The organism is Paenibacillus camelliae, from assembly GCF_023715345.1.
In the GTDB taxonomy this organism is placed as follows: domain Bacteria; phylum Bacillota; class Bacilli; order Paenibacillales; family Paenibacillaceae; genus Pristimantibacillus; species Pristimantibacillus camelliae.
In genome coordinates this window covers 270,924-281,675 of record NZ_JAMBNY010000004.1, presented here as the reverse complement: position 1 = coordinate 281,675, position 10,752 = coordinate 270,924, and the positions used below count along the sequence as shown (strand labels likewise).

General features: G+C 43.3%; 8 protein-coding genes and 1 pseudogene. 1 reads left to right on the top strand and 8 read right to left on the bottom strand.

The window, feature by feature from the left end:
* The coding region (locus tag M3180_RS10850; RefSeq protein WP_251667467.1) for a cadherin-like domain-containing protein at window positions 1-1,688 on the bottom strand (1,688 nt) is incomplete at its 3' end.
* A gap of 424 nt (window positions 1,689-2,112) precedes the next feature.
* Here M3180_RS10850 and M3180_RS10845 point away from each other — a divergent pair.
* Window positions 2,113-2,352 (top strand): annotated as a pseudogene (locus M3180_RS10845) (DNA cytosine methyltransferase); the annotation flags it as partial.
* A gap of 413 nt (window positions 2,353-2,765) precedes the next feature.
* On the opposite strand, the gene groL reads toward M3180_RS10845, so the two are convergent.
* The 7 genes from groL to M3180_RS10810 form a co-directional block, all read right to left on the bottom strand.
* Window positions 2,766-4,394, bottom strand: coding sequence for a chaperonin GroEL (groL, locus tag M3180_RS10840; RefSeq protein ID WP_251667466.1), 1,629 nt, complete (start codon window positions 4,392-4,394; stop codon window positions 2,766-2,768).
* 64 nt (window positions 4,395-4,458) lie between these two features.
* Window positions 4,459-4,740, bottom strand: coding sequence for a co-chaperone GroES (gene groES, locus M3180_RS10835; protein ID WP_251667465.1), 282 nt, complete (start codon window positions 4,738-4,740; stop codon window positions 4,459-4,461).
* A 124-nt stretch (window positions 4,741-4,864) separates the two neighbouring features.
* On the bottom strand, window positions 4,865-5,641 hold the full coding sequence (locus M3180_RS10830; RefSeq protein WP_251667464.1) for an ABC transporter ATP-binding protein: 777 nt from the start codon (window positions 5,639-5,641) through the stop codon (window positions 4,865-4,867).
* On the bottom strand, window positions 5,631-6,611 hold the full coding sequence (locus M3180_RS10825; RefSeq protein ID WP_251667463.1) for a FecCD family ABC transporter permease: 981 nt from the start codon (window positions 6,609-6,611) through the stop codon (window positions 5,631-5,633). Before M3180_RS10825 ends, M3180_RS10830 begins: the two co-directional genes overlap by 11 nt.
* A gap of 12 nt (window positions 6,612-6,623) precedes the next feature.
* Window positions 6,624-7,595 (bottom strand): heme ABC transporter substrate-binding protein IsdE, encoded by a 972-nt coding sequence (gene isdE, locus M3180_RS10820; RefSeq protein WP_251667462.1) that lies wholly within the window; start codon window positions 7,593-7,595, stop codon window positions 6,624-6,626.
* Window positions 7,596-7,677: 82 nt separating this feature from the next.
* A complete protein-coding gene (locus tag M3180_RS10815; protein ID WP_251667461.1) occupies window positions 7,678-9,405 on the bottom strand; it encodes an S-layer homology domain-containing protein in 1,728 nt (575 codons plus the stop codon).
* A gap of 45 nt (window positions 9,406-9,450) precedes the next feature.
* The gene (locus tag M3180_RS10810) at window positions 9,451-10,644 is read right to left on the bottom strand and encodes an NEAT domain-containing protein (protein WP_251667460.1); all 1,194 of its coding nucleotides are present in this window, start codon (window positions 10,642-10,644) and stop codon (window positions 9,451-9,453) included.
* Window positions 10,645-10,752: the final 108 nt, after the last annotated feature.

Below are 10,752 nucleotides of genomic sequence, written 5' to 3'. Positions count from 1 at the left end.
ATTGTTGCATCTGCTGGTGCATCCTTCAGACGATATGTCAACGTATTTGCTGGTAAATCTGCATCCGTCGCACTTGCTGTAAATGTTAATGCTTCTCCTTCATTTACGGTCTTAGCTCCAATTGTATGTAACACTGGGGCAACATTTACCTTGTTGATCGTGACTTCGATCTCTTCCTCATCTTCTAGCTCTCCATCACTAACGATCACCGTAAATTTGATCGTGTCTGGACCATCCAATTCACCCGGTGTCCAACTGAATACACCGTCTGTTTCTCCGATTGTTGCATCTGCTGGTGCATCCTTCAGACGATATGTCAACGTATTTGCTGGTAAATCTGCATCCGTCGCACTTGCTGTAAATGTTAATGCTTCTCCTTCATTTACGGTCTTAGCTCCAATTGTATTTAACACTGGGGCAACATTTACTTCATTTACTTCAATCGTAATTTCCTCAATAGTTTTAACTAATCCATCTGAAACTTCAAATGTTACCACAAATGACCCCGGTCCTTGAGATTCTGATGGTGTCCACTGAAAAACACCATTTGAAAAGGTGGAACCTTCAGGAGCATTTTGAATGGAACAGATCAAAGACTGTACAGGTATATCCGTATCCGTAGCACTTAATACAATCTGTAACTCTGTAAGTTCATCAACCGTTTTATCCCCTATAGAAGCTAGTATAGGAGGTTTGTTTTTATCATTTACTTGAACGGTGTCCGATTTTTCTGTGTAGAGCTCCCCATCTGAAACTCTAGCCTTAAAGCTGTGACTCGTCAACACAAGTGCTTGATTCGTTGGTGTCGGTGTCGGCGTTGGTGTTGGTGTTGGTGTTGGTGTTGGTGTCGGTGTCGGTGTCGGTGTCGGTGTCGGTGTCGGTGTCGGTGTCGGTGTCGGCGTCGGCGTTGGTGTCGGCGTCGGCGTTGGTGTCGGCGTTGGTGTCGGCGTCGGCGTTGGTGTCGGCGTTGGTGTTGGTGTCGGCGTTGGTGTCGGCGTCGGCGTTGGTGTCGGCGTTGGTGTCGGCGTCGGCGTTGGTGTCGGCGTTGGTGTTGGTGTCGGCGTCGGCGTTGGTGTCGGCGTCGGCGTCGGCGTTGGTGTCGGCGATCCGAACTCAACCTCTAGCTTAAAGTCTTCAAGCAATAAAACGGATACATCTTCTACTTGTATATAAAATGAGATTTTATTCGCTTGATCTAATACAATATTAGCTTGATTTACAAGAGCTGAAACATCTATAGAGTATTTATCAATACCTGGTTCAACATTGGCACCTTTTACATGTTGATAGTAATCCCTTGGAACTAACTCAGTAAGATTTTGTAAACTCGATATAGTAATATTTGATAAATCATCTTCTATTAATCCTATCTTGAATTTGGCGTTTGGATTAATAGTCCCACAACTTTCTCCACCTAAAAATTTCAAAACAGCACTACTGATTGGTTTTGTATCATTAATTGTAAATTGTAAAGCTGCACGATCACTAATTCCATAACTTACTTCAAACATTAGTTGTTGTTCATATTCGTCATTTGTATTATACACTTCGTATAATTGATATGGATCGTACTTCGCATTCCACATATACTCTACAGTTTCAGCTTTTACATGACTAGAGTTCATTATAAATACAGATAACACCATTACAACTGCTAATATCAAATACAAATACTTTTTCGTTCTCAATTATTCTGAGCCTCCATTGATTTGAATGAAACATAATATAATACTTCTATAAGACCATCTGTCATATCAATATGCTACTATCTTTTCTATTAACGCTATGTAGATTATCCTCCTATCCTTACTCAAGTAAGCTAGGAACTACTATAAAGAAATAAGTATATCCTAAGCACATGATAGATATATCAGTCATAAATAAATCATACCAATAAATAAAAAAATGTAAATAAATAATAAAAATAATAATTGTAACGGATTAACCCCTCAAAATTGGACACATACTCACTCTTAGTCAATTAATCTCAATATTTCACTATACACGAATTTCTTTAATCTTAATGTTTTCTTGTTTACTACGTTCATAGAATTCAAGTGGTGAACGATCACCAATGCTGGAGTGAATTTTTCTTCCATTATAAAACGACATGTTACAGGAAGCGGAGGAGGAGGTACTCATATGTATCACTGGAAGGAACCTAGAGCACTTACAAACAGATAAAAAGCAAGCTTACAAAGTTTTCCTGATAATTTTGAGTTTAGTGGTTCTAAGGAAAACGTGCGTCAACAAATCGGCATGGCCGTTCCACCCACAGGAGCAAAAATAATCTTTGAAGCGGTATTAAAAAGTTATGCCCGAGTAAATTATGATTCTGTACCCTCAAAATGAAATATCAACGAATTATTAAATCAAGAAAAACTAGAATTAGTTAGTATTTAGAATATGATTTATACTAAACAAGTGCATATTAATAAGAAGCTTCTACTGTCCATTGGATTTTAGAAGCTTTTTTATATAGTTCAATAAATAACTTTTTCTAAACAAAAAACTACCACCTCTCTAAGATTTTTGAAATCATGAGAAGTGGTAGTTTCTATACATACTAATTGTGAATCACACTACTTCACAAAGTGAAAAGTGAGAACATAGTTTTTGGATGATTCAAGGGTTGATGTCAGACACCGTCAAAGCCCGAAAGCCTTGTCAGTCCTACCGCATGGAGCGTATCTCAGCTCCATCGGCATCCAACTCTCCCACAATAAGTGGTCCAGCATCATCGACTTACGTCAATGATGAGTTGGTTACATCATGCCGCCCATTCCGCCCATGCCGCCCATGTCAGGCATAGCAGGAGCTTTTGGTTCTGGCTTGTCAGCAACTACAGCTTCTGTCGTTAAGAACATAGCTGCAACAGATGCTGCGTTTTGAAGTGCAGAACGAGTTACTTTAGCAGGGTCAACGATACCCGCATCGAACATGTTTACCCACTCGCCAGTAGCAGCGTTGTAGCCAATACCTACTTTTTCATTTTTCAAGCGCTCAACGATAACAGAGCCTTCTTGACCAGCGTTAGCTGCAATGGTACGAACTGGCTCTTCAAGCGCACGAAGTACGATGTTAACACCAGTTTTTTCGTCGCCTTCTGCATCTACAGCAGCTACAGCACTATATACGTTCACAAGTGCAGTACCACCACCAGAAACGATACCTTCTTCTACTGCTGCACGAGTAGCGTTCAATGCGTCCTCGATGCGAAGCTTGCGCTCTTTCAATTCTGTTTCAGTAGCCGCACCAACTTTGATTACCGCTACACCGCCAGCAAGCTTAGCTAGGCGCTCTTGAAGCTTCTCTTTATCGAATTCGGAAGTTGTTTCTTCCAATTGAACACGGATTTGGTTCACGCGTGCTTGGATGTCATCCTTGTTACCAGCACCATCAACGACAATCGTGTTTTCTTTCGTAATACGAACTTGACGAGCAGAACCTAGAGAATCTACATCTGTAGATTTCAAGTCAAGACCTAGCTCTTCTGTAATCACTTGACCACCAGTTAGAGCTGCGATATCTTGAAGCATCGCTTTACGGCGGTCACCAAAGCCAGGAGCTTTAACCGCTACGCAAGTGAACGTACCGCGAAGCTTGTTCACAACTAGAGTTGCTTGAGCTTCACCTTCAACATCCTCAGCGATAATAAGAAGTTGTTTACCAGATTGAACAACTTTCTCAAGCACTGGAAGGATTTCTTGAATGTTCGTAATTTTTTTATCAGTGATCAAGATATATGGATTGTCTAGGACAGCTTCCATTTTATCTGTATCTGTAACCATGTATGGAGAGATGTAACCACGGTCGAATTGCATACCTTCAACAACTTCTAACTCAGTAACGAAGCCTTTAGACTCTTCTACTGTAATTACGCCGTCGTTGCCTACTTTTTGCATCGCTTCAGCAATCAATTGACCTACTTCTTCATCAGCAGAGGAAATAGCACCAACTTGTGCGATATCTTGGTTGGATTCAACCTTTTTAGAAATATTGCTAAGCTCAACAACTGCAGCTTTAACCGCTTTGTCGATTCCTTTACGGATAACCATTGGGTTAGCACCAGCCGTTACGTTTTTCAAGCCTTCGCGAATCATTGCTTGAGCTAGAACCGTAGCTGTTGTTGTACCGTCACCAGCGATATCGTTAGTTTTTGTAGCAACTTCTTTAACAAGCTGCGCACCCATGTTTTCGAATGCATCCTCAAGCTCAATTTCCTTCGCAATGGATACACCGTCATTAGTAATTAGCGGGCTACCGAATTTTTTCTCAAGAACGACGTTACGTCCTTTTGGTCCTAGTGTAACTTTAACAGCATCTGCAAGCTGATCTACACCGCGCAGCATCGCGCGACGAGCATCTTCACTAAATTTAATATCTTTAGCCATTATTTAGTTCCCTCCAATTAAGTATTTTTCAATTCATATGCATGTATATGTGTGAACGTCGATCCTATTCAAAGATCGCGTGGATGTCGCTTTCCTTCATGATCAAATATTCTTTGCCATCATATTTGATTTCTGTACCAGCATATTTAGAGAACAAAACGCGGTCGCCTGGTTTCACTTCCAATGCAACTCGAGCGCCGTCTTTTAACACTCCGCTACCTACAGCTACAACCTTACCCTCTTGTGGTTTTTCCTTTGCTGTATCTGGCAGCACGATACCACTAGCTGTTGTCACTTCTTGTGCGATTGGTTCAACCAATACACGTTCACCTAAAGGTTTAATCATTTGATAAAAGCCTCCTTATATGAATAGTTCTCCGAATTGTTAGCACTCGATAGTGCTTAGTGCTAACAATTCATATTTTACCTATTTTAATGGTTGATTTCAAGTATTTATACAAAAAAAATGCCTATGCTTTTACAGCGATAGGCACAATATACATTCCTGTTTCTTCATCTCTTCGGATAATCGCTTTCACATCGTACACTTGCTTCATTAATTCGACGGTCATAACGTCCTCTGGTGCACCCTCAGCTATGATAGAGCCATCTTTAACTACTTTTATCTCATCACTATAGCGTACAGCCTGATTAACATCGTGCAGCACCATTACAATCGTTAATCCATATGTCTCATTTAATTCCTTCACGAGTTCAAGCAGCTCAATCTGATAAAAGATATCTAGATACGTTGTCGGTTCATCAAGAAACAGCACCGACGTTTTCTGAGCCAATGCCATAGCGATCCAGGCACGCTGCTTCTGTCCGCCCGACAGCTCATGGAGTCGCTGACGACGCAGCTTAGCAAGCTTCGTTACTTCTAATGCCCAATCGATCGCCTCGCGATCCTCTTCCGTTTCTTGAGAGAACATATGACGGTATGGCAGTCGTCCATAAGCGACAAGTCGTTCTACCGTTAAGTCGTAAGGTGCTTCATTCTGCTGGTGGACGACGGCGAGCAGCTTAGCAAGCTCCTTCGCCTTCAGCTGTTGCAGCTGGCGACCCTCGACAATAATTTTTCCTGCCTGGGGTATGTAGTTGCGCGCCATGAGACCGAGCAAAGTTGATTTCCCACTGCCATTAGGACCGATGATCGTCGTAATCTTCCCTTTTTGAAATTCGGTCGTTATACCGTTGATGATCGGTGCACGATGCTTATAAGCAAAGCTAAGCTCCTTAATTTCCATGTACACGATCACTCCTCATCAGCATAAAGATTAAGAATGGGCCGCCGATTATCGTCATAATGACAGAGGCCGGAATTTCGGTTTGCGTAAGCAATGTCCTACCAACTGTATCTGCGATAAGGATAAGTAATCCGCCCATAATTGCCGAGAATGGAATAAGCAATCGATGATCGGTGCCAATAAGCTGCCTAGAAATATGCGGCACAAGCAAGCCTACAAAGGCGATAAGTCCCCCGATTGCTGTTGCTACGGAAGCAAGCAGCACCGCTACAAAGGAAACGATCACACGAGCACGCATCACATTCAGTCCAAGATTGCCAGCTGTTCGATCCTGAAGTGCAAGCAAATTACACCATGTGCTTAGTGCAAATGCAGCAATCAGTCCGATTACACCGTATAGGACGATCACCTTTACATCATCCCATGTTTTCAGCGCAAACATAGAGCTGGACGCTTGATTCGCCGTGCTCATTGCGATCCCCCCGCGAAAACCGAGGAGCTGATTCAACCCGGTAAACAATGCATTAATCGCAACACCAACCAATATTAGGCGCAGCGGCTGTAATCCAGAACGCCATGAGAAGGTATAGACAAGGAAGCACGCAATTAAACCACCGATAACCGAAAATAATGGCATCCAAAAAAATAGCATTGGCCATATCATGACCGTCAACACACTAACAAAGCCCGCTCCCGCTGAGATGCCTATGACCCCAGCATCCGCAAGCGGATTGCGCATAACCGACTGTAGCAGCACACCAGATACCGCAAGTGCAGCACCGCTCATTATCGCAACTATGATACGCGGAAATCTAAGATCACGGATCACATCTACATTATCGTTACCGCCAAAGAGCAAGCCAGAGATAAGCTCGGCCAAGCCCACCTTGATGCTGCCCGTTCTGATCGCGTACAAGGTAACACCGATTAATAGCACGATGGCAGCGATATAGGTCATCGTTTTTCTCATCGTTATTATGACCTACCCCTTCCGGTCGGGATATAGGAAGTCAGCCATAATGTCTAGCGCTTCATCTGCGGCCAAATTACCTGTTGTGCCAAAGAAATCCTCTGGCAAATCATAAACACGACCGTTTTTTACTGCATTAAAATGCTTCCATATATCATTGGATCGAAATTCCTCATCAAACATCTCAATAACTTCATCCGGCATGCCATGCGCCGCACGAAGTATGACGTCAGGATTACCTTGATGCAAATATTCTGTATTCGATGCGACAAATTCAACCGTAGAATCCGTCACAATGTTGTTTCCGCCAAGCTGCTTAACAAGATCTCCGATATAGGAGTTCTCTGTTGCCACTAAGTAGCTGCCTGGAATCCCCATCAATATTAAAACCGTTGGAGCTGGCTGTCCATCTACCTCAGCTTTAATATTTGAGATTTTCTCATCATAGCTTGCAATTAGCGCTTCTGCCTGCGACTGACGATCGAACATCTCGCCAAGCTTTCTAATTTCTTCCTTCATCGCATCCAGACTCGTAAAATCGAGATAGCTGGCGTCAATATTTACCCGCTCAAACAACTTTTCTAGATCATATTCTAATGTCGTTACCGACAACACATGTGTTGGCTTTAAGCTTTTTACAAGCTCCATATCAGGGCTCATCGGATTTCCAACCTCAACAGCCTCCTCGTAACGCTCGGGCAGCTCTTTAACCGTCGTTGGTACACCTACTACATCCAGCTCCAGCGCATCTAACACTTCCGTAATTGCTACCGTCGTTGAAACGATCCGGTGCTGAGGTGCTTCTGCTTGCTCTTCATCAAGCCCCTGCTCAGTGCTTGCTGTAACGGATTGATTCGTAGAGCTTGCACCGTTATTGTTGCTTGGCTGAGCAGATGAGCTACTCGTTCCATTGCTGCCACAGCCAGCAAGCAGCAGTAGTATGAGCAGCAAGCTGCTTGCAAAGGTAATTCTCTGTCTGACCATTATCCAATCCTCCTAAAAAACATGCGAGGACACTCGAAACCGAGGTCCTCTGTACGTTGTGGATCTATCGAATATTGATGATTTATTGCTGTTCTGCAGCTCGTAGAATAATCGAAACCGCCTGTGCACGAGTTGCTTTTTCATTTGCTCCGAAACGTTCTTGCGATAGGCCTTGGATAAGTCCGTGCTTCACTGCCGTTGCAACACGCTCCTTCGCATAGCTAGGAATGCTGTCAGCGTCGTTAAAGGTCAACGCCTCAGCTGCCTCTAGCTCTAGATCAAGCGCCTTCGTAATCATTACAGCCATCTCAGCACGCGTAAGGTGACCGTCGCTGCGGAAGCTGCCGTCTTGATAGCCTGTAATAACTTCTGCACTTACTGCAGCTTGAACAAAGGATTGCGCCCACTGTGGAATCGATTCTGCGTCAGTAAAGTCTAATGCTTGTGCAGATGCTGCTAGCTCAAGTCCTTCAACAAGCAGTTTTGTAAACTCAGCTCGTGTAATATATTGATCAGGCTTGAAGCTTCCATCTGGATAGCCACTAGCAATACCTGTAGCTACTGCATTAGTGATTGCATTTTTAGCCCAGTGGCTAGACAAATCCGTGAAGCTAAGCTCTGCTTTTGTTTGCTCGATTAGCGCTTTTGCTGCTGCTGCCAGCTCAGCATTAGAACGAAGATAGCTATTATTGCTGTTAGCTTCTGCGATTGCTGCCTTCAGTGACTCGGATGGCTCAGCAACGGTTTCTGCTGCTGCAATTGCCTTCAACAGCTTTGCCTTGCTAGCCTCTACGTCCTCACCGATGACAAGCTTAATATCATGTGATTGTGGCTCCTCAAATACACCTGGCACAAAGTAGGAAGCGGATGCTTCAAGCACCTCATTAATATTAGACAATGCGTAATCGAAGGTAAAGTACGTTACCTGCTGAGGACCTGTACGGCCATTAATCGTTGTCTCATACTCTGCAACCTTCGTACCTTCCTTACCTTCTACAAGCACTTTAACATCATAGCTTTGCTGAACATCTACACGTAGATATGCTGCGCCGTCCTTTTTATACGTTTTAGCGTTATCTAAATAATTGCCCATAACAGACAGCTTGCTTGGATCAGACTCGTTCACATAATGAACAGGAGTTGCGATCGGCTCTTCAGCAAAAGCTGTACGTAATTGTTCAACTGCTTTCTCAAGCTCCGCCTTCTCCGTTAAGTAGCTGTTCGCAGCTTCTGCTTTCGCAATTGCTGCTGCTAAACCTTTGGATGGCTCAGCGACTGCTTGCGCTTGCGGCAGTAGAACAGCTAGTTCCTTCAAAGCAGCTTCTACATCATTATTGATCATTATGTAGATATCGTGCGACTGTGGCTCTGTGAAAAAGCTTGGTACGAAGTAGGATGCCTCTGCCTCAATTGCTTTGGATGCATCGCTTAATGCATAATCAAGTGTAAAATAAGTCACCTGCTGCTCTTTACCGCTGCGGTCAATTACTGTCGTATCATATTGTGCTGCTTTTACGCCTTCCTTACCTTCTACTGTTATCTTTACGTCATACACTTGTTGTACATCGATACGTAAATATGTAACGCCATCCTTCTCATATACGTTCGGGTTCGCAATATAAGCGATCATTGATGATAGTGAAGATGGCTTTGAAGCATTAATAAAATGTACGATGCTTTTCTCAGCTTGCTGCTGCTCAATAGCTGTTACTGTCGCAGCTTCCTCCGCTAGTACATAGGCAGGTGCTGTACCTACAAGAAGTGCAGCAACAGTAAGAGATGTTATTGTTTTTACAAATTTGTTATTCATTTTAGCATCCTCCATAATCATTGATTAAGTTAATGGTTGTTACGCTTACGATTTCTTACGATTTCTGACGATCCATATAATAGATCCAACAACAAAAAGCACACCAATAATAATGATAATTGCGATGGTTACTTTACCACCTTGTTGATCCTCTTCGGAATGGAGTACTGCAGCTGACGTATTCTCTACGTCCACATCACTAGAAGCGAGCAATTGGGAAACGTCCTCTGCAGAAGCTGATTCCTCCACCAATTGTGATGCACCACTCTGTATCGGCTGTACCGCTTCCTCTGAAAGCAGCGTATCGCCTGCGTTCACGACCTCAGATGTAGTTTCCGTCTCTGGCGCGCTTGCATCATTCTTGGCTGAGCTATCTTTGCTCACTGTATCGCTGGAGCTTGTTATTGCGCTGCTATCATTTGCAGCACTACTACTACCGCTGCTACCACCGCCAATGTTACCGCTTTCTACACTAGTCGTTGCCTCTTTCCCAGCACTGCTGCTATTGCTTTTGCTTTCAGCCGCATCATTGCTGCTAGATTTGCTTGTATTGCTGTTAGCTGTAGTGCTGCCACCATCAGACGCTGCGGTAGATCCGCTAGTAGGCTTTTTCGTTGCGGCAGCATCCTGCTTAGAGGATTGAGAGCTGCTAGCGCGATCATCAGCGGACGTACTTCCCGCTGTAGCTTTCTCTTCCTTCGTTATCTTCGACGAATCGTTTGCACTTGAGGCTGGAGCTTCTGTTGCAGTAGGCTCGTCTAATTTAACTGTTGTAATCGTATCTGGATAAAAACGAAAACGTGTTTCATAGGAATGATAGTAATTTTGACTTGGAATATCGACGCTCATGGTAGCTACGAGATCCTCACTCAAGCTGCTAATCTTAAATTCCACCAGACGTGTATCCTTATCTGTATTACGCGAGATAACCTTCGTTTCGGTAAAGCTTGATCCTTGTTTAGTCGAAAACTCAGTGACCCAAGCGTCCTTATTAATGACAGTTCGCACGGAAATCTTGCTGTTTTTAATAATGAGCGTCGCTGGCTTATTCCAGTACCCGTTCGCTAGAGACGTCGAATCATCCTTAGGATCACCCTTTAAGATTTCGAAATCAATGGTGTATTCTCCATCCGCTAATTCTCCTGCTGCAAAGCTTTGCGGTGCATGTAAAAGCACAATTCCGATTAGAAAAAGAAGCGCGATCATCATTCGTGATGTTCTATTGGTTAGACTGTTCATATGCACCTCCAATTGATTATCATTCTCACTTATTACTAAAAAAATAAATGTCCTACACGAACATTAGTAAAGCTTTACTGATATTACAGTCATTCCACATAAAAGGAT